The 18,113-nt window shown below is 40.0% G+C and carries 18 protein-coding genes and 4 tRNA genes; 9 read left to right on the top strand and 13 right to left on the bottom strand.

Annotated elements, in window-relative coordinates; all coding sequences use genetic code 11:
* From tuf to murB, 8 genes are all read right to left on the bottom strand, one after another.
* Nucleotides 1–1,142, bottom strand: a 1,142-nt coding sequence (tuf, locus tag L655_RS0122150) for an elongation factor Tu (RefSeq protein WP_024597280.1), incomplete at its 3' end; no start/stop codon positions are given.
* Between the two features lie 129 nt (nt 1,143–1,271).
* Nucleotides 1,272–1,347: transfer RNA gene (locus L655_RS0122145), tRNA-Thr, on the bottom strand.
* An 11-nt stretch (nt 1,348–1,358) separates the two neighbouring features.
* Nucleotides 1,359–1,433 (bottom strand) — tRNA-Gly (locus L655_RS0122140).
* Between the two features lie 44 nt (nt 1,434–1,477).
* Nucleotides 1,478–1,562: transfer RNA gene (locus L655_RS0122135), tRNA-Tyr, on the bottom strand.
* A 40-nt stretch (nt 1,563–1,602) separates the two neighbouring features.
* Nucleotides 1,603–1,678, bottom strand: a tRNA-Thr gene (locus tag L655_RS0122130).
* A gap of 126 nt (nt 1,679–1,804) precedes the next feature.
* Entirely contained in the window at nt 1,805–2,515 is a 711-nt protein-coding gene (locus L655_RS0122125) for a type III pantothenate kinase (RefSeq protein WP_024606312.1), read from the bottom strand.
* Entirely contained in the window at nt 2,512–3,504 is a 993-nt protein-coding gene (gene birA, locus L655_RS0122120) for a bifunctional biotin--[acetyl-CoA-carboxylase] ligase/biotin operon repressor BirA (RefSeq protein WP_024606311.1), read from the bottom strand. The genes L655_RS0122125 and birA overlap by 4 nt, the downstream gene beginning before the upstream one ends.
* Nucleotides 3,504–4,511 carry a UDP-N-acetylmuramate dehydrogenase gene (gene murB, locus L655_RS0122115; protein WP_024606310.1) on the bottom strand — a complete coding sequence of 336 codons (1,008 nt, stop codon included), beginning with the start codon at nt 4,509–4,511 and terminating at the stop codon, nt 3,504–3,506. Before murB ends, birA begins: the two co-directional genes overlap by 1 nt.
* Before the next feature lie 143 nt (nt 4,512–4,654).
* Here murB and L655_RS0122110 point away from each other — a divergent pair, with 143 nt between their 5' ends.
* Nucleotides 4,655–6,496, top strand: a complete 1,842-nt coding sequence (locus tag L655_RS0122110) for a M1 family metallopeptidase (RefSeq protein WP_024606309.1) — start codon at nt 4,655–4,657, stop codon at nt 6,494–6,496.
* A gap of 58 nt (nt 6,497–6,554) precedes the next feature.
* Here L655_RS0122110 and L655_RS0122105 read toward each other — a convergent pair whose 3' ends face one another.
* Nucleotides 6,555–7,154, bottom strand: a complete 600-nt coding sequence (locus L655_RS0122105; RefSeq protein WP_024606308.1) for a DUF2057 domain-containing protein — start codon at nt 7,152–7,154, stop codon at nt 6,555–6,557.
* Between the two features lie 92 nt (nt 7,155–7,246).
* Here L655_RS0122105 and L655_RS0122100 point away from each other — a divergent pair, with 92 nt between their 5' ends.
* From L655_RS0122100 to L655_RS0122090, 3 genes are all read left to right on the top strand, one after another.
* On the top strand, nt 7,247–7,615 hold the full coding sequence (locus L655_RS0122100; RefSeq protein WP_004334923.1) for a histidine triad nucleotide-binding protein: 369 nt from the start codon (nt 7,247–7,249) through the stop codon (nt 7,613–7,615).
* A gap of 218 nt (nt 7,616–7,833) precedes the next feature.
* A complete protein-coding gene (locus tag L655_RS0122095; protein WP_004334929.1) occupies nt 7,834–8,490 on the top strand; it encodes a response regulator transcription factor in 657 nt (218 codons plus the stop codon).
* Nucleotides 8,491–8,656: 166 nt separating this feature from the next.
* Nucleotides 8,657–10,813: a response regulator gene (locus L655_RS0122090; protein ID WP_024606307.1), complete on the top strand. Its 2,157-nt coding sequence runs from the start codon at nt 8,657–8,659 to the stop codon at nt 10,811–10,813.
* 30 nt (nt 10,814–10,843) lie between these two features.
* On the opposite strand, the gene L655_RS0122085 is transcribed toward L655_RS0122090, so the two are convergent.
* From L655_RS0122085 to L655_RS0122075, 3 genes are all read right to left on the bottom strand, one after another.
* Nucleotides 10,844–12,259, bottom strand: coding sequence for a mannose-1-phosphate guanylyltransferase/mannose-6-phosphate isomerase (locus L655_RS0122085; RefSeq protein ID WP_024606306.1), 1,416 nt, complete (start codon nt 12,257–12,259; stop codon nt 10,844–10,846).
* Nucleotides 12,260–12,334: 75 nt separating this feature from the next.
* Nucleotides 12,335–13,108, bottom strand: coding sequence for an amidohydrolase (locus L655_RS0122080; protein WP_024606305.1), 774 nt, complete (start codon nt 13,106–13,108; stop codon nt 12,335–12,337).
* Nucleotides 13,096–14,238, bottom strand: coding sequence for a methionine aminotransferase (locus L655_RS0122075; protein ID WP_024606304.1), 1,143 nt, complete (start codon nt 14,236–14,238; stop codon nt 13,096–13,098). Before L655_RS0122075 ends, L655_RS0122080 begins: the two co-directional genes overlap by 13 nt.
* Before the next feature lie 108 nt (nt 14,239–14,346).
* On the opposite strand from L655_RS0122075, the gene L655_RS0122070 reads away from it, so the two are divergent.
* The 5 genes from L655_RS0122070 (at nt 14,347) to L655_RS1000000128260 (ending at nt 17,382) form a co-directional block, all read left to right on the top strand.
* Nucleotides 14,347–14,976, top strand: coding sequence for a methylthioribulose 1-phosphate dehydratase (locus L655_RS0122070; protein WP_024606303.1), 630 nt, complete (start codon nt 14,347–14,349; stop codon nt 14,974–14,976).
* Nucleotides 14,973–15,659 carry an acireductone synthase gene (mtnC, locus tag L655_RS0122065; RefSeq protein ID WP_024606302.1) on the top strand — a complete coding sequence of 229 codons (687 nt, stop codon included), beginning with the start codon at nt 14,973–14,975 and terminating at the stop codon, nt 15,657–15,659. Before L655_RS0122070 ends, mtnC begins: the two co-directional genes overlap by 4 nt.
* Entirely contained in the window at nt 15,656–16,198 is a 543-nt protein-coding gene (locus L655_RS0122060; protein ID WP_024606301.1) for an acireductone dioxygenase, read from the top strand. Before mtnC ends, L655_RS0122060 begins: the two co-directional genes overlap by 4 nt.
* A gap of 129 nt (nt 16,199–16,327) precedes the next feature.
* Nucleotides 16,328–16,813 carry a hypothetical protein gene (locus L655_RS1000000128265; protein ID WP_342626701.1) on the top strand — a complete coding sequence of 162 codons (486 nt, stop codon included), beginning with the start codon at nt 16,328–16,330 and terminating at the stop codon, nt 16,811–16,813.
* Nucleotides 16,814–16,851: 38 nt separating this feature from the next.
* Nucleotides 16,852–17,382, top strand: a complete 531-nt coding sequence (locus tag L655_RS1000000128260; protein WP_241764537.1) for a hypothetical protein — start codon at nt 16,852–16,854, stop codon at nt 17,380–17,382.
* Here L655_RS1000000128260 and mtnA read toward each other — a convergent pair.
* Nucleotides 17,371–18,113, bottom strand: a 743-nt coding sequence (gene mtnA / locus L655_RS0122050; protein ID WP_024606300.1) for an S-methyl-5-thioribose-1-phosphate isomerase, incomplete at its 5' end; no start/stop codon positions are given. The genes L655_RS1000000128260 and mtnA overlap by 12 nt on opposite strands.

Genomic DNA, 18,113 nt, shown 5'->3' with positions numbered 1-18,113 from the left:
CCACCTTCACGGATAGCAAAACGAAGACCTTCATCCATCGCGATTGGTGCGATTAGAGTTACTGTCATCTTGATGTTATCACCAGGCATTACCATTTCTACGCCTTCTGGTAACTGAACGTCACCAGTTACGTCAGTTGTACGGAAGTAGAACTGTGGACGGTAACCTTTGAAGAATGGAGTATGACGACCACCTTCATCTTTAGAAAGTACGTATACTTCTGAAGTGAATGTAGTATGTGGATTGATTGAACCAGGCTTAGCTAGTACTTGACCACGTTCAACGTCTTCACGCTTAGTACCACGTAGAAGTGCACCAATGTTCTCACCAGCACGACCTTCGTCAAGAAGCTTACGGAACATTTCAACACCAGTACAAGTAGAACGAGTTGTATCATTGATACCAACAATTTCTACTTCGTCATTGATGCGGATGATACCAGCTTCAACACGACCAGTTACAACAGTACCACGACCCTGGATTGAGAAAACGTCTTCGATAGGCATGATGAATGGCTTATCGATGTCACGCTCTGGCTCTGGGATGTAAGAATCAAGTGCGTTTGCAAGCTCAACAATCTTATCTTCCCACTCTTTCTCGCCTTCTAACGCTTTAAGCGCAGAACCAGCGATTAGAGGTAAGTCATCACCTGGGAAATCGTATTCAGAAAGAAGTTCACGAACTTCCATTTCTACTAGTTCAAGTAGCTCTTCGTCATCAACCATGTCACATTTGTTCATGAATACGATGATGTAAGGAACGCCAACCTGACGAGAAAGAAGGATGTGCTCACGCGTTTGTGGCATAGGGCCATCTGTCGCAGCAACTACTAAGATCGCGCCGTCCATTTGAGCAGCACCAGTGATCATGTTTTTAACATAATCGGCGTGACCAGGACAATCTACGTGTGCGTAGTGACGTGTAGGAGTATCGTATTCAACGTGAGACGTTGAAATAGTGATACCACGTTCGCGCTCTTCTGGAGCGTTGTCGATTGATGCGAAATCTTTAGCAACACCGCCGTATACTTTTGCAAGTACGTTAGTGATTGCTGCAGTTAGTGTAGTTTTACCGTGGTCAACGTGGCCGATTGTACCAACGTTTACGTGCGGTTTTACGCGTTCAAACTTTTCTTTTGCCATGACGGAACCTATCAGTTTTGTGTATCTAAATTACATATGAAAATAATCCACCAAAGGTAGATTAAGTTAATCTTTTTCAAATAGTATTTTCTGACAGATAAAGGAAGTAATCAAGGAGATTCTTAGGACTGGTGCTGATAGGCAGAGTCGAACTGCCGACCTCACCCTTACCAAGGGTGCGCTCTACCAACTGAGCTATATCAGCAACACAAGAACTGGAGCGGGCAGCGGGAATCGAACCCGCATCATCAGCTTGGAAGGCTGAGGTAATAGCCATTATACGATGCCCGCATAAAAATCTGTTCTTAAACTACCTCTAACCGTCAAGAATAAAGTGGTGGAGGGAGCTGGATTCGAACCAGCGAAGGCTGAGCCGTCAGATTTACAGTCTGATCCCTTTGGCCGCTCGGGAACCCCTCCACGATAATTCTCTACTAATTCACTTCCGGTAAAAGGAAAGTGGTGCCGACTAACCGAGTCGAACGGTTGACCTACTGATTACAAGTCAGTTGCTCTACCAGCTGAGCTAAGTCGGCACTGCTTTAGTACGGGGCGAGATATTAGAGTAAGGTTTATTGGGATGCAACTATAAAATTAAAAAAAGTGTAAATTTTTAGTTTAAATGCTCAATATTCACGCGAAAACACGTTTTTTTCACTTTTTCATGTTGTTTTGCTTAGCTGGTGCCAGTAATTTAACCCCTTCATTACGAGTAATGAATCAAAAATACTTCCCTCAAATTGCTGTTGTAAAAGCAAGCCATAGCCACCAGCAAAAATTATTTGTACTTTTTGCTCTGTTTTTTTATCCGTTAAGTGCAACTTAGCTTGCTCAATTGCTCCAATGGTTGCCACTAAAGCACCATTTTTTAAACCATTAGGCGTATTTTTACCCAGTTCATTGGTAAATGGAGTTTTACCATCATCAAAAACACGTTGAGTATTTTGTGTAAGTGATGAGGTCATTAAATCAAGCCCAGGTAAAATCCAGCCACCTAAATGCAACCCTTCACTACTAAGCACATCAATTGTTGTCGCAGTACCCGCATCAACAACAATGCATGCTGTGTTTGGATATAACGTAAATCCAGCAATAAGCGCAAGCCACCTGTCTATGCCTAAGTTAGCTACATGCTCGTAAGCGCATACAAGATCTCCAAGCGTTTTGGTTACCTTGGCTTCAAAACAAATAATATTATTGCTAGCCGCTTGCGCGAGAATATTGTTTAGTAAATCACTGCGCCCTACACATGCATAAATCACTTCGGTTATTTGTAACCAAGGCAGGTTATTTATATCTGCCGGTTGTGCTTGCTCGTTATGCCACAATACAGCTTTTAATGATGTATTTCCTACGTCGATCAATAATCTCATAATTGCGCCTTTCTAAGGGAGACTTCCCCGCCGTAATAACTTTTTACTTCCCCGTCTTGGCGAATTCGTATTCCACCTTGTGCGTCAATACCTTCACATATTCCACGCCAACTTCGGTGTCCTGTATTTAGTTCAACATATTCACCAGCAAACGCATTGAGCGAATTCCATTGCTCATACATGGCTTGCAAACCCGTTTGACGATACTGCGCTAAACGCTGCTCTAAATGGTGAGTAAGAGAAGCCACAAGTTGGTTTTTATCGAGCTTTTGAGTATGTTGATTTAAGTCGGTCCACGCTTGGTCTATATGCTGACTAAAGCTCTCAGGCATTTGTAAATTAATACCGATACCAATCACTAACTGACAAGGTCCTTGCGGTTGTCCATCTAATTCAACCAATACACCTGCAAGTTTTTGCTTATTTATATAAATATCGTTAGGCCACTTAAGTTCTACGTCAACTTGGTATAACGCTTTAATAGCATCATAAACAGCAAGACCTACTGCAATTGATACGCCCATTGCAGCTTGTAAGCCGTCATCTAAACGCCAAAAATAACTGTAATACAGATTAGCGCCAAATGGGGACTGCCAAACACGGCCGCGTCTACCACGTCCTGCTTGCTGCATTTCAGCAACAATAACAGTGCCAGACTCAAGCGCTGTTTTGGCCTGTATACGGCGCATAAGCTCGCTGTTAGTCGAATCAATAATAGGGTGTACTTCTACATCGGCAGTATTTGCACCTAGCGCTTTGTAGTGCTGATCAATTTGCGTTTTATTTAAAAGGCCCACCTGACTATTCAAACAATAGCCTTTGCCAGTCACTTTAAAAATATCCAAGCCCATTTCTTGTAACGTTTTAATATGTTTACTTACCGCAGCTCGGCTAATACCTAGCTTTTCACCCAAGGCTTGACCAGATACAAACCCTCCTTGGTTGAGTGCATTTAAAATAGCGAGTTTGTTTCCATCAGGTGCTTTCATTACTTAGGCTCCGCGTTAATATGGCATTCGCTGCGTGCATCCATTAAACGTACTTCGTGCTCTAACATAATGTTGTAACGCGTATAAACAACTTGCTGAATGTGTTTAATCATTTTTATTAGGTCGCTGCCTTCACTATTTCCGTGATTAACAAGTACTAGAGCTTGTTGTTGATGCACTTCTATACCTGCCTCGCGGTGCCCTTTTAAACCACTTTGATCGATTAACCAACCTGCCGCGACCTTGTGATGACTTTGCCCATATTCGTAATGAGGTAACTCGGCAAATTGCTTTAATAGTTCAGCTAACTGCTGGTTGGTTATTATAGGGTTTTTAAAAAAGCTGCCCGCATTGGCAAGTGTATATGGGTTAGGTAATTTGCTATCACGCGTTTTTATAACCTGATCGAATACAGCTTGCGGGGTGATGCTTGAGAGCTGCTGCAAAGGGCCATAACTTAATGCTGGTTGCCATTTTTTTGGGAGCGCTAAGTGTACTTGCGTGATCACCGCTTTATTTTTAAGGGCATGTTTAAATATTGAATCTCTGTAAGCAAATTCACATTGCTCGTTATTTAATGAATGCATAGTGTTAGTGGTTATATCAAAGTACTCTACCAACTCAACAAATTTAGCTATCTCAACGCCATAAGCACCAATGTTTTGTACCGGCGATGCGCCAACAGTGCCCGGTATAAGTGCTAGATTTTCAAGCCCTGGTATATTTTTCTCTAATAAATAGCTAACTAGTTGATGCCAGTTTTCGCCTGCGGCAATACTTATTAGTGTGTCGCTCTCGCGCTCGGTAATTTTAATACCTTTTAAAGATATTTTTATAACCGTACCCATGTAGTCATTTAAAAATACGGTATTACTGCCCTCGCCCAGCAAACAAAACGGGGCACTAAAATTTTGCGTTTTAAGTTGCTCAAGCTGAGTAATTTCAACAAAATTTTGGCATTGGCTGTTTAATGCGAATGTATGTAAGGAGTGTAATGAATGCGCCACAAAGCTCTCTAAAAATACCGGTAACTAATCGCAATAGTTTACCTCATCGTCGCAAATGTGGCACTAGATTGTAAAAATCACTCAACCCGCCGTGTCAATCGTGATATAAAACCAGCACTTTTTTATTTGTGTTCAGAGTAATGATGAAAATTAAACCTCTTTTTTTAAGCCTCGCTATGGCGGGTATGTGTTCGCAAGCAATGGCTAATGCGATTGACCAAAACTCGTATGCTAACCTTGATGATGTTGTTACTACTCACTTAAACCTTGATTTAGATGTCGATTTTGCCGACAAGCAGTTAGAAGGTTTTGTAGAGCATACTCTTCAGTGGAACAACAGCAAAAGTAGAACTCTCGTACTTGATACCCGCGACTTAGACATTGATAAAGTAATGTACAAAGAGCAAAGCGGCAACTGGAAAAAAGCGACTTTTGATTTAGCTAAGCGAGATGACGTTAAAGGTTCAAAGCTTACTATTGTGTTTAAAAACCAAGCTGAAGTAGTTCGTATTTATTACAACAGTCGTCCAGAAGCTTCAGGCCTGCAATGGTTAACACCAGAGCAAACGGCAAGTAAAACGCATCCATTTATGTACAGCCAATCGCAAGCAATTCATGCACGTAGTTGGATCCCAGTGCAAGATACACCCGCAATGCGTGTAACTTACTCTGCACGAATTCATACACCAAAAGATATACGTGCTGTAATGAGTGCCGACAACAAAGATGCGCTTTATAAAGATGGCGACTACATTTTTGATATGCCACAAGCAATTTCACCTTACCTAATTGCTATTGGCGCAGGTAACTTAGAATTTAAAGCAATGTCGCATCAAACAGGCATATTTGCTGAACCGACAATTTTAGATGCCTCAGTTGCTGAATTTGACGACACCCAAGCCATGATTGATAAAACAAACGCGATGTACGGCGAATATGCATGGGGTCGCTACGACTTATTAATGCTACCACCAAGTTTTCCGTTTGGTGGCATGGAAAACCCACGCTTATCATTTATTACTCCAACGGTTGTTGCCGGTGATAAAAGCTTAGTTAACCTTATTGCTCATGAGCTTGCTCATTCTTGGTCAGGTAACTTAGTAACTAACGCAACGTGGGAAGATTTATGGTTAAACGAAGGTTTTACCTCGTACGTTGAAAACCGCATTATGGAAGAAGTATTTGGCCGTGACCGTGCGGTTATGGAACAAGCACTTGATTTAGCGTCTTTACGCGCACAACTTAAAACAATTGATGCACCAGATACACGCCTTAATTTAAAACTTAACGGCCGCGACCCAGACGATGCATTCAGTTCAGTGCCTTACACTAAAGGTCAATTATTTTTAATTTACCTAGAAAACAAATATGGTCGCGATAAATTTGACCCGTTTGTAAAAGCGTACTTTAAAGAGTTTTCGTTTAAATCACTTACTACCGCGCAATTTGTTACTTACTTAAAAGCTAACTTAATTGAAAAGTATCCTGATGTTGTAAGCATGGATAAAGTAAACGAATGGATTTTTGAACCTGGATTACCAAGTGATGCGCCAAACCCTACTTCTGATGCATTTGATAAAGTAGATACTGCAACAGCAGCATGGCTTAAAGGCGATACAACTGCAGCTCAACTGCCAACAGCTGATTGGTCTGTGCATGAGTGGCTACACTTTTTAAATAACTTACCACGTGATTTAAGCCAAGAGCACATGGTAGAGCTTGACTCAGAATTTAACCTAACACAGTCAACTAATGCTGAACGTGCGTTTGCTTGGTTTATGCTAGCAGTAGGAAATGGTTATCAACCAATTTACCCTGCACTTGATAAGCACTTATCAGGCATTGGCCGTCGTAAGTTAATTGTACCGTTATATAAATCCCTTATCACTAACGGTAAAAAAGAGTGGGCACAAAGCGTGTACTTAAAAGCACGCCCGGGTTACCACCCACTTGCACAAGGTACTATTGACGCATTATTTGAATAAATAGCGTTAACTAGAAACTAAAAAGGGCCAAATTTGGCCCTTTTGTTTTGCTATTTTTCTACTTTGTCACTTTTTCTAAAAAAGCTTTACGCTCTGCAGCTGTGGCTTGTTGCCACCAAAAATCAAGCATTTGCGGCGCACTTGGCATGCCTTTACCTGTAATTGGTGCTATCGGCTTTATTGGCTGACTAGGACGTGAAGGTCCTGCAGGCATTGTATTTTGCATTACCGGTTTATTGCTTGCTAGCTGCGTGTTAGAAATAACACTTAAAGGCTTAGCAACAGCGCTACTTTTTGCTTTTAAACTAACTTGTGGTGCTTCTGCAAATACTTTTGCAGATACTGCATTTTCAGCACGATTAAACACTAAGGTATAATCTTTACCTGCTTCAACAGTTACACTTACCCAAAATGGTTCCGACTCCACAACTTCATGCGTGTCATAATCATCTTCATATAAATCGGTATATTTTAGCCTAAGCTGGTAAGTTCCTGGCGCAAGCTCTACATCATCAATACGGCTAAACAAAGAGCTTTCTAGCATTTTATCGCCCACTTGTAGTGGTACAATTTCTTCTGGAAAGTGAATATTTTCAGCATTAGCCGAAAAACTAAGTAGTAATGCAACTGCACTACTTATTAAAATTGGTTTAAGCATATTAACTCCTTTATTTGATTTCAGTTTGACACTGCTTTGAAAGTTTGTCATTAGTGAGCTTAAAATTCATAACACTTAATTAGGAACACACTATGAGCCAAGAGACTATTTTTACCAAAATAATTAATCGTGAAATTCCGGCCGACATTGTCTACGAAGATGAAGACACCCTCGCATTTAAAGATATAAACCCACAAGCGCCATTTCATGTGTTAATCATCCCCAAAAAAGCAATTGCTACTATAAATGATATAAATCCTGAAAACTCACATTTAGTAGGCAATTTATACGTTGTTGCGGCAAAATTAGCTAAGCAGCACAATTTTGCTGAGGACGGATACCGCGTGGTCATGAACTGTAATGAACATGGTGGACAAACCGTTTATCACATACATTTACATATGCTTGGCGGTAAAGAAATGGGATGGCCACCTTACCAAAATGTAAAAAAAGTAAATTAATTAAATATTTTATCTAACTATTCTGCTCAACCAATTAGTTACAAATGTTATGATTTTTCATGGTTACAAAGAATAAATGGTTACTTATTTGCAACATTTTATGTTTAAATAATCGTAAAATCGTATTTGTTATTGAGTGCTTCAGCGACTTTCTAATACAAAAGGTGCGGAAGTCGTGATAAACTTAAACAGTCAGCTTTATAAAAGAGTATAAAAACATGAGCAGTTCAGCCTTTTTGTTATTAGATCAAGAGCCAATTAACACTATTGGTATTAACGTTTTAGAACCTTTGTTAAAAACGCAAGGCCTTGACGTAACCACGGGTACTAATATTTTAGATATACCTGAAGGGACTCGACTTTTGTTTATCGAAACATCTAGCAAGGATGCATGGGGAAAACTAAAAGAGCAACTAGTAAACCTACGTATTAAATGCGATATCATATTATTTAATCTAGACGAGAACCCTGAGCTTGCTAATCGTGCATTGTTGAGCGGTATTCGTGGCGTATTTTACACAACAGATAACGCCGATGTATTAATGAAAGGTATTCGTTTACTACTTGAAGATCAGCTTTGGTACCGTCGCGATATTATGTGTAATGCATTAAATCGTATGCTGCAATTTAATAAAGATGCGCTGCATAAACTAACCGAAGGGGATATTGAGCCTGTTAAACTTACTAAACGAGAAAAAGCAATAATCTCACTAATGAGTAAAGGTTCGAAGAATAAAGAAATCGCAGAAGATTTAAGTATCAGTCCACACACAGTTAAAACACATTTATATAGCGCATTTAGAAAAACTAAATGTCGTAACCGTATTGAGCTCCTATCTTGGGCACAACAAAATATCCCTGATGAAATTCGTTAATCATATATTTAGTTTAAAATTAAAAACAGACACTTAGGTGTCTTTTTTTGTATGTGTTACACACTTATTTAATACCAATTTGCTTGCCTAAGTGATCTGTTTTGATAATTGGTATAAGTGTATACTTTTAATAATCTTAGTTTAAAACTACTTTGCTGGAATATTAATGCTCGACTCTTTCACTCTTTATTTTGCCAGCATCGCCATCATGGTTGTAATGACCTTACTTAACTTTTTAACATGGCGAACGAACAAACAAATATCGGGCACGCTGCTATACATTTTCTATCCCATATTGCTTTTAGGCTCTGTTATTGGTTTTACTCTTGTTGGTGATACACATAATTTAGTAATTATTAGCGCTGCCAGTAGCATGATGTTTGCCGCATCAATAGTGCATTGTTTATCGCTCAGTCAGTTTTTAAATTATCACGGCATTGGTTTTAAATTACTTTGCTCAGTAACCGCTTTTTGCACTGTAATGCTTGGCTATTACACCTTTTTTGACCCATCTCTACACGAAAGAGTGATTGCATCCGATATACAACACATAGCAGAAGCCGGCTTTTTACTCTTTATATTTATTAAGTACGCGCGCAAACCCTACCCTAATGGCAGCATTGTATACATAACCATTTTAACGCTTGTTGCTTTGAGCTTTATCGGCCGCTCGTTATTTATGGATAACATTGAACAAAAAAATCTTTTAGTAAACGGCTGGTTTAGCTCTTTATTATTTTTAAATGGGGTAATTGCGCCCATGTTTTATGCTGCAGGTATGGCGTTATTATGTAATGAGCGCAGAGAACAGCACCTCAATAAACTCGCCGATAAAGCACAAAAAGACTTAGAAATACGCGGGCTTTTTTTATCAACAATAAGCCACGAAATTCGCACCCCACTAAACGGTATTTTAGGCAGCGCCCAACTTGTTATGAACCAAACAAGTGATACCCGCAATAAAGCCTATTGCGAGGCAATTATAAATTCTGCCGAATCACTTAATTTATTGGTAGATAAGGTCCTTGATTACGCGAGCCTAGATCAAAGTGACGAAGCGCTTTACGAAGAAGATGTAGAATTTAAAACATGGCTTAATAATTTATGTTTATTACTAAGCCCAATGGCCGAGCAAAAGCAGCTAAAATTTGAGCTTATCTATAATATTCCTGAGCAAGCCTGTTATTACTGCGACCAACAAAAACTTAGACAAATAATTATTAATTTAGTCGGTAACGCTATTAAATTTACAGATCACGGAACCGTTAAAATTCAGGTTGATTTAGTATTAGAAAAACAACTTGAGCACACGATAAAAATTAGTGTCAAAGATTCAGGACCAGGTATAGAAAATGATGAGATAGCCTACTTAACAGAACCTTATGTACAAAGTAGCGCAGGAAAAGAAAAAGGCGGAACCGGCCTTGGTTTAGCTATTACTAGCCGCCTGCTTGAAAAGCTCAGTAGCCGACTCGAAATAGCCAGCCAGCTTGGTACTGGTAGTGTATTTAGCTTTACCGTTACTTTTACTTTAGGTGAATTAAGCCTTGTAGAGCAGCGCCATCAAACTAAAGATTACTTAACAGGTCTTGATGTATTACTGGTTGAAGATTTAGATTTAAATCAAAAAATTGCTATAGAATTTATGGCCGACGATGAACACAAAATTAAGCTCGCAAAAGATGGGAAAAGTGCCATAGAGCTAATGCAAGCTCACCACTTCGATGTTGTTTTGCTTGATATGAACCTACCTGATTTAACAGGCCAAGAAGTACTTAAACGTCTAAAACGCATTGATCATAAAAATCAACGAACGCCAGTACTCGCATTTACTGCAAGCCTTAGCCCTGACGAAGTAAAAGAGTATTTAGAATTAGGAATAAAAGACATTGTAGGCAAGCCTATTAAGCATGAAAAGCTTCGCCAAGCACTTAGCGACTCTCAATCTAATCAAACTGCGAGCATTGCAGTAGAGCTTATTGATACCTTGTATGACAAAACAGCGGCCGAAACACTCACCAGCTCATTTAGTGAAGATGAAGTGTCTTCAATTTATAATGAATTTGTGCTTTCAGCCCGCAACAAGCTAATTCGCTGTCAAAAGCTTATTGACCAACAACCAGAGCAATGCATTAAGCTTTTACATCGCCAAGCAAGTACCGCTCTGCAACTTGGTTTTAATCGCTATGGTATTGAGCTTAAAAAAATAGAGCGCCGTTTACTCGATAAAAAGCCACATAACGATATGCTTGATGAAGCGCTAGATCTGTGGCAACGCAGCTTAGAGCAATATTTAAAGTTTGTGCGTGGGCAGTTAGAGTAATAGTGAATTAGCTTTAAAAAAAGCTAATGATTAGCCTCTTCCATATTTATCATCAAATCGCTCTATATCGCTTTCATCAAGTACAGCACCGGTTTGCACTTCAATAACTATTAACGGCTCTTTTTGATTATTAGCCAAACTATGAATTTGCTTTGCGGCGATATAACACGATTGGTCGTGCGTTAGCGTATACGCTTGCTCATTAATACACACATCTGCAATACCCGAAACCACCACCCAATGCTCAGCGCGATGCTGATGGCGCTGCGTCGAAAGCTTAGCACCGCTGGTTACAGTAATTTTTTTAACTTTAAAGCCAGTGCCTTCAACCAAAGTACGGTAATTCCCCCATGGGCGAAAAACCACTTGATGATGATTAAGTTTATCAGCCTGTGTTGTAGCAATTTTCTTAAGCAACAAAGGCAGAGAATCTAGCTCATTTTGGTTTGCAATTAACGTGGCATCATGAGTATGAATAATTGCTAAATTGCTAACTCCAAGCGTGGCAATAGTGTGTTCAGCCTCGTTAATAACTAAGTTATTAGTGCTTTTTTGAGCCATATAATTAGCATTTAAGTTATTACCGTTTTCATCTTTTTTTGTAAGCGCATCAAGGGATGAAAAACTACCTACATCACTCCATTTTAAATCAACAGGCATAACAACTACGTTATTACTGCGCTCTAAAATGGCGTAATCAATTGAATCGCTTGGGCAGTGTTCAAGCGCACTGTTGCTTGGGCGGGTAAACCCTAAATCTTTGGTAAATTGCGCCGCTGCAGCGACACTCGTTGCTATTTTTGGCGCAAACCGCTCGAGCTCTTTTAAGTAGGCTGTGGGGGTAAATAAAAACATGCCGCTATTCCAGCTATAACCACCTTGAGCTAAATAACGGTTCGCTGTATCTAAGTCAGGCTTTTCTTTAAATTGTGCAACATCGTAACAACCCGTTCCAGCAATAGCCGCGCCTTGTTTTATATAACCATAGCCAGTATGCGCCTCTGTAGGAGTAATCGAAAACGTCACTAGCTTTCCTTGCTCAGCAAGTTTTACAACTTCAGGGAGCTTAGCCGTTAATACATCAAAGTTTTTAATATGATGATCGGCAGGCATCACTAATAGCGGACCAGTAATCCCATTTTGTAGTGCATAGTGGGCGGCTAATGCGATAGCAGGCGCGGTATTTTTACCTTTAGGTTCGAGTAATAACGCAGTAGGAATTGAGCTTTCAGCCTGCTCGGCGGCAATAAATCGGTGCTGCTCGTTACACACTAAAATAGCATTATCAAACAACTCATCAGAAACACGCGCCAACGTACTTTGTAGCAATGACGTGTTTTCATTTAGTAGTGGTAAAAATTGTTTAGGCATTGCTTGGCGAGAAAGCGGCCACAAGCGAGAGCCTATGCCACCTGCTAAAATTACAGGAGTGATTAAAGTGTTCATAATGTACATTAGCCGCCAACAAAAATATCAGCGATTATTTTAACACTTTATTGGCTCTGCGCTAAATTAACGTGTTTATATTAATGTAAAAGAGTCTGCATCTAAATAGGCAGGAAACGCTGCTTTAAACTCATCCAGTGGCGCTTTTTCAAGTGTTATAGTAACTAGTTGCTCTGCGTCATCTTGCGCTTTAGTTAATGCATCGCCTTTGAAGTCGTATACCGCTGTACCGCCATTGTGCGCCACACCATTACCGTCTTCCCCCACGCGATTAACACCTACTACGTAACAGAGGTTTTCCATTGCACGCGCCATAAGTAACGTATCCCAAATATGGCGGCGTACAGCAGGCCAATTTGCTACGTTTATCATTACATCGTAATCGTTATTATTACGTTGAAATACCGGAAAGCGCAGGTCATAGCATACTTGCGGTAATAGTTTAAAACCATTGATTTCAAAAACTTTGCGCGCTTGCCCTGCTACAACGTAATCGCCCTCGCTGCCTAAGCGAAATAAATGGCGCTTATCGTAATAACTCACCTCACCATCGGGTTTTACCCAATAAAACCGATTCGCTTTTTTATCGCCTTGTGCAACAAGTACCGAACCCGCAATAACCGCATTATGTTTATGAGCCTGCGCCTTTAACCACGTCAGTACTTTACCGTTTTCAGGCTCTGCACAATCTAAATTGATAGCAAAGCCAGTCGAGAATGTTTCGGGCAGTAAAATAAGATCGGGCTGATGCGTAATTGCTTCAAGCTGCTTATTAAACATGGCTAAATTAGCATCTTTATCAAGCCAATAAAGCGAGCTTTGCAATGCTGTAATGGTTAAAGTTGACATAATATTTGCGCAGCCTCTATGAGAGTGTTGTCGTTTTTAGCAAAGCATAAACGAATTACTTTGTCGGTTGGTGGATTTTGATAAAAAACACTTAACGGAATAGCCGCAACACCGGCTTGCTCAACTAACCAATGGCAAAATTCAACATCGTTTAAATCCGATACATCACTGTAATCTAATAATAAAAAGTAAGTGCCTTGGCTAGGTAAAATTTTAAAACGACTATTACTTAAATGGCTCGCTAATAAGTCGCGTTTTTGCTGATAAAACCCACTTAGCTCATCTATATGCTCACCTTGCTGCTCGAGCATATCGGCAAGCCCATGCTGTGCGGGGGTAAAACTAGAAAACGCAACGTACTGATGAATTTTTCTAAATTCGATAGCTAAATCTGCAGGTGCAATACAGTACCCCATTTTCCAGCCCGTGCTGTGAAACGTTTTACCAAAACTCGATACAACAAAGCTTTTGGTAAATAATTCATCATCGCGTAATACACTTAAATGCGGTTGTTCATCAAACGTAATGTGCTCATATACCTCATCGCTTATTACATATAAATTGTGAGTACCAACTAACTCTTTAAGCGCTTTTATATCTTGTGGCTGTAATATTTTACCGCTTGGGTTATGAGGTGTATTTATAATAATTGCGCGGGTATTTTTAGTAATTGCTTGGCTTACTACTTGCCAATCAATGGTGTAGTTTGGCGCACTTAAAGCAATGTGTACCGACTTTCCGCCAGCGAGTTCAATTGCCGGTTGGTAAGAGTCATATGCAGGGTCAAATACGATCACTTCATCACTGGGGCGTACAATTGTTTGAATAGCCACAAACAATGCCTCTGTTGCACCCGAGGTAACAGTCACTTGATCAGCTGCGTTTATATCAGCTGCATATTTGCGCTTTGCTAAATCAGCAATTTGTTGCTGTAATCGTGGTACACCACTTGAAGGTGAATATTGATTAACGCCCTGCTGCACATAATAATTTAACTGCGTTTTTAAAAGATCAGGAGCATCAAACTCAGGAAAGCCTTGAGAGAGATTAATTGCCGAAAACTCATTAGCCAACCCACTCATTTGGCTAAATATACTAACGCCTAAATTTGGTAATTTACTTTCAAACACGTGATGCCCTTAATGATGGTTTTGCGCTTAAAGCGATGCTATCATTGCTTAAAACAGAAGTATAGCCGTCTAAAAACAATTAACTTTACGCTCATTAGTGAGGAATGTATGCAAAACAATACCGCTATTTCACAACTTATTGAAGCCGGAAAATGGGTTAGCCAAAAAGGCTGGGTACCCGCAACAGGCGGAAACTTTTCAGCTCGTACTAGCACTGGCTTTGTTGTTACAGCAAGTGGGCACGATAAAGGCTCACTGACGCAAGCGCATTTTTTGCAATTAGATCACCAAGGCGAGCGCCTAGCAGGAGCTGTAAAACCATCGGCAGAAACACAATTACACCTAAGTTTGTATCAGCTAATACCTGATGCGCAGTGTGTTTTGCATACTCACTCTGTAGCCGCTACCGTACTGTCGCAAATTACCCAAGGGCATCAGCTTGATTTAACAGGCTATGAAATGCAAAAAGCACTGAGCGGCTTTACTTCGCATTTAGAAACGCTGAGCATTCCTATTTTCGATAACGATCAAGATATTGACCGATTAAGCCTACTGGTTAGTGACCATCATTTACACACGCCTATAGATCATGGCGTACTGATACGTGGCCATGGTTTATATGCAGTAGGACGTAATATTGATGAAGTTCGTCGCCACCTAGAAGCCTTAGAGTTTTTATTTAGCTGCGAACTAGAGCGCCTAAAAATAATAGGTATTCAAGCGGGAGTAACTAAATGATTAAAGCCATTTTAACCGACATCGAAGGCACAATAACCCGTATCTCGTTTGTTAAAGAGGTGTTGTTTCCTTACGCAGCAAAACAGTTACCTACCTTTGTACGTGCCAATGCTAATAAGCCAGATGTAGCTGAGCAAATTAGTGCCGTAAAAGCCCTTATCGAAAAGCCAAACGCCGATATTGAAGAAGTCATTAGCACTTTACTTACCTGGATTGATGAAGATAAAAAAATCACTCCACTTAAGCAGTTACAAGGCTTAATTTGGCAAACAGGGTATGAACACGGTGATTTTAAAGGTCATTTATACCCAGATGCATTTGATTTTTTACAAGCTCAGTACAACAACGATATAGCTTTATATGTGTACTCGTCAGGGTCAGTAAAAGCGCAGCAGCTACTTTTTAAATACAGTGATTATGGTGACATTCGCAGCTTGTTTACTGACTTTTTTGACACCAAAGTTGGCGCAAAACAAGAGCAAATGGCCTATAACACCATTGTGGAGCTGTTACCGTTTAAAGCAGCAGAAATACTCTTTTTAAGTGATGTAGCCGGCGAGCTTGATGCCGCGCAAGCTGCAGGCTTAACAACACTACATTTAATTCGTGATGGGCAAGCAAGCACTAAAGCACACCCTTATATTAATGACTTTAGCCAATTTAAATTGGAGCAATTAGTATGAGTCAATTAACAATATATGCTGACAACGATGCAAGCAAAGCACTTGTAAGCACATCAAATGCTGATGATATTACAAAGCAGCTAGCTAAAGTAAACGTACGCTTTGAACAGTGGCAAGCAAATGCAGATATTAATGAGCACACCACCCATGAGCAAATTATTAGTGCGTACAAAAACGATATAGATCGGTTAAAAACCGAAAATGGCTATCAAACAGTAGACGTTATATCTCTAGCTAAAGGTAATCTTGGCGCATCAGAGCTGCGCAAAAAGTTTTTATTTGAACATACTCATAGTGAAGACGAAGTGCGTTTTTTTGTAAAAGGCCAAGGGCTATTTTGCCTGCATTTAGGCAATAAGGTTTACCAGGTACTTTGCCAACAAGGCGATTTAATTTCAGTGCCTGAACTTACCCCACATTGGTTTGATATGGGAAGCGACCCTGAGTTTACCGCCATTCGCTTATTTAACAATACAGAAGGCTGGGTAGCAAAAAGCACTGACTCGTCTATTGCAGAGCAATTTCCCTTGCTCGATTAATAAAGCTCAGTGCACGCATGCCTAAACTATATTTTCTATAAGCGTATTTATGCTATTTGCAGGATGACTTCAATCACTTAACTCTGTAATATTATTTTAGCAATGCAGCTGATAAAGAGTAACTTTCTAATGGTGAACGAACAATATCAAAAGTCTAAACAACAACTAGCCTACTCATGTAAGCAAGTTGAAAAGGCTGGTCGTATTTTTCGTAAAAATGAAGGTGATTTTGACTTTGCAATAGAGGTTGTACAGAACTATCGTGCAGCACATTTATATCCGCTGACTATTATTAAAAACCTCGTATGGAAACATGTAAAAAAGCTTCATTTGCTAGAATCGGCGACCATAGTTAGACGCTTAAAGCGCTTGCCAACTATTATAGATAAGTTAAAAAGAGCCTCGTTGGATGGTAAAAGTGAAAACGCAATAAATCTAAAGCGAATGCACGATATAGGTGGCTGCCGAGTAATCTTAGATAATCTAGAGCATCTATATCAACTCAACGCCAGTTTAGACTCGAGTAGAGCTGTTCATAGCGTTAAGTCATATGATTCCCAAAAGCGACGGGCTACAGAGGTATTCATCGTGTTTATAAAAGTTATAACAATTTAGAATCTCACGATTATAAAGGCTTTCAAATTGAAGTTCAGTTGCGCACTAGGCTTCAGCACCTTTGGGCTACTACTGTTGAAATTGTAGATATTATTGAAAAAGAAACACTAAAAACTAATCCCCAAGCAGCCGACACAGATTGGAAGCGATTATTTTTTATCATGGGTGAGTTTCTTGCAGTCAAAGATGGTTCAAATCAATTAAGTTCACAACAATCGCAGGCCTTTGTTGATGAGCTTTCGGCACTAAATAAAAAGCTAGCCGCATTTCATAAGCTTGATGCATTTAATCGCGCATTCCAAGTTGACGAAATTAAAAATAAATCGAAAGTTACAGGCTTTGCTTTACTCGTTCACAACACAGAAACACAAATGGGTCGAGTCTTTTTATATGCAGAAAATAAAAAGCAAGAAGCTCTAACGCATTACGCCGAACAAGAAAAACAAACTCACAATAACGTGCTTCTAGTTGCAGGGAGCGACTTGAAATCAATAGAAAAAGCCTACCCCAACTACCTAAATAGTACCTCTGAGTTTCTTTCAGAATTCAGTCGCATATTATTGAGTTAGCTCTTTAAGTTTACCCATTAATACTTGTTGCTGGTTATACACACCTGTATCTAACACCCACCCTGTGACCAGTTTTGCCGGAGTTATATCAAATGCAGGGTTATATACATTAGCATTGGTGGGTGCCCATAAAGCCTCACCAAAGCTACCGCTAACTCCGCGCACTTCTTGAGGATTACGCTGCTCTATTTCTATATCATCACCACACGCGGTGTTGGTATCAAGCGTGGTAATAGGCGCAACTACATAAAATGGAATGTTATGAAAATACGCAAGTACGGCTAAATTATAGGTGCCCACTTTATTAGCAAAATCACCATTGGCAGCAATACGATCAGCCCCTACTACTATTTTATCCACCTTACCTACAGCCATTAAACTTGCCGCCATATTATCGCAAATTAATGTGTACGGTATTTCCCAGCGCTCAAGCTCAAAGGCCGTTAAGCGGCCGCCTTGTAATAATGGTCGTGTTTCATCAACCCACACATGTACGTTGCCATGTTTTTGCTGCGCTTTGTAAATAACACCCAGTGCAGTACCAATACCAGCGGTTGCAAGCGCCCCTGTATTACAATGAGTTAATATGTTGTCGCCACTATTTATAAGCTCGGCACCACGATTTGCCATTCGTTCACACAGCTCAATATCTTCAATAAACAACCGCTCAGCAGTACTAACAATACCGGCAACATAATCGCTTTGCGTTAAAGCTTTTCGCAATGCCGCCA

Origin of the sequence: Pseudoalteromonas sp. TAE79 (assembly GCF_000498015.1) — a bacterium.
Classification (GTDB): domain Bacteria; phylum Pseudomonadota; class Gammaproteobacteria; order Enterobacterales; family Alteromonadaceae; genus Pseudoalteromonas.
This window is presented reverse-complemented; position numbering and strand designations above follow the sequence as displayed.

Excerpts from the sequence above, each read along its gene's own strand:
- L655_RS0122125 (WP_024606312.1), bottom strand. The coding sequence starts at position 2,515 with ATGAGATTATTGATCGACGTAGGAAATACATCATTAAAAGCTGTATTG.
- birA (WP_024606311.1), bottom strand. The coding sequence starts at position 3,504 with ATGAAAGCACCTGATGGAAACAAACTCGCTATTTTAAATGCACTCAAC.
- L655_RS0122110 (WP_024606309.1), top strand. The coding sequence starts at position 4,655 with ATGAAAATTAAACCTCTTTTTTTAAGCCTCGCTATGGCGGGTATGTGT.
- L655_RS0122105 (WP_024606308.1), bottom strand. The coding sequence starts at position 7,154 with ATGCTTAAACCAATTTTAATAAGTAGTGCAGTTGCATTACTACTTAGT.
- L655_RS0122100 (WP_004334923.1), top strand. The coding sequence starts at position 7,247 with ATGAGCCAAGAGACTATTTTTACCAAAATAATTAATCGTGAAATTCCG.
- L655_RS0122095 (WP_004334929.1), top strand. The coding sequence starts at position 7,834 with ATGAGCAGTTCAGCCTTTTTGTTATTAGATCAAGAGCCAATTAACACT.
- L655_RS0122090 (WP_024606307.1), top strand. The coding sequence starts at position 8,657 with ATGCTCGACTCTTTCACTCTTTATTTTGCCAGCATCGCCATCATGGTT.
- L655_RS0122085 (WP_024606306.1), bottom strand. The coding sequence starts at position 12,259 with ATGAACACTTTAATCACTCCTGTAATTTTAGCAGGTGGCATAGGCTCT.
- L655_RS0122080 (WP_024606305.1), bottom strand. The coding sequence starts at position 13,108 with ATGTCAACTTTAACCATTACAGCATTGCAAAGCTCGCTTTATTGGCTT.
- L655_RS0122070 (WP_024606303.1), top strand. The coding sequence starts at position 14,347 with ATGCAAAACAATACCGCTATTTCACAACTTATTGAAGCCGGAAAATGG.
- mtnC (WP_024606302.1), top strand. The coding sequence starts at position 14,973 with ATGATTAAAGCCATTTTAACCGACATCGAAGGCACAATAACCCGTATC.
- L655_RS0122060 (WP_024606301.1), top strand. The coding sequence starts at position 15,656 with ATGAGTCAATTAACAATATATGCTGACAACGATGCAAGCAAAGCACTT.
- L655_RS1000000128265 (WP_342626701.1), top strand. The coding sequence starts at position 16,328 with ATGGTGAACGAACAATATCAAAAGTCTAAACAACAACTAGCCTACTCA.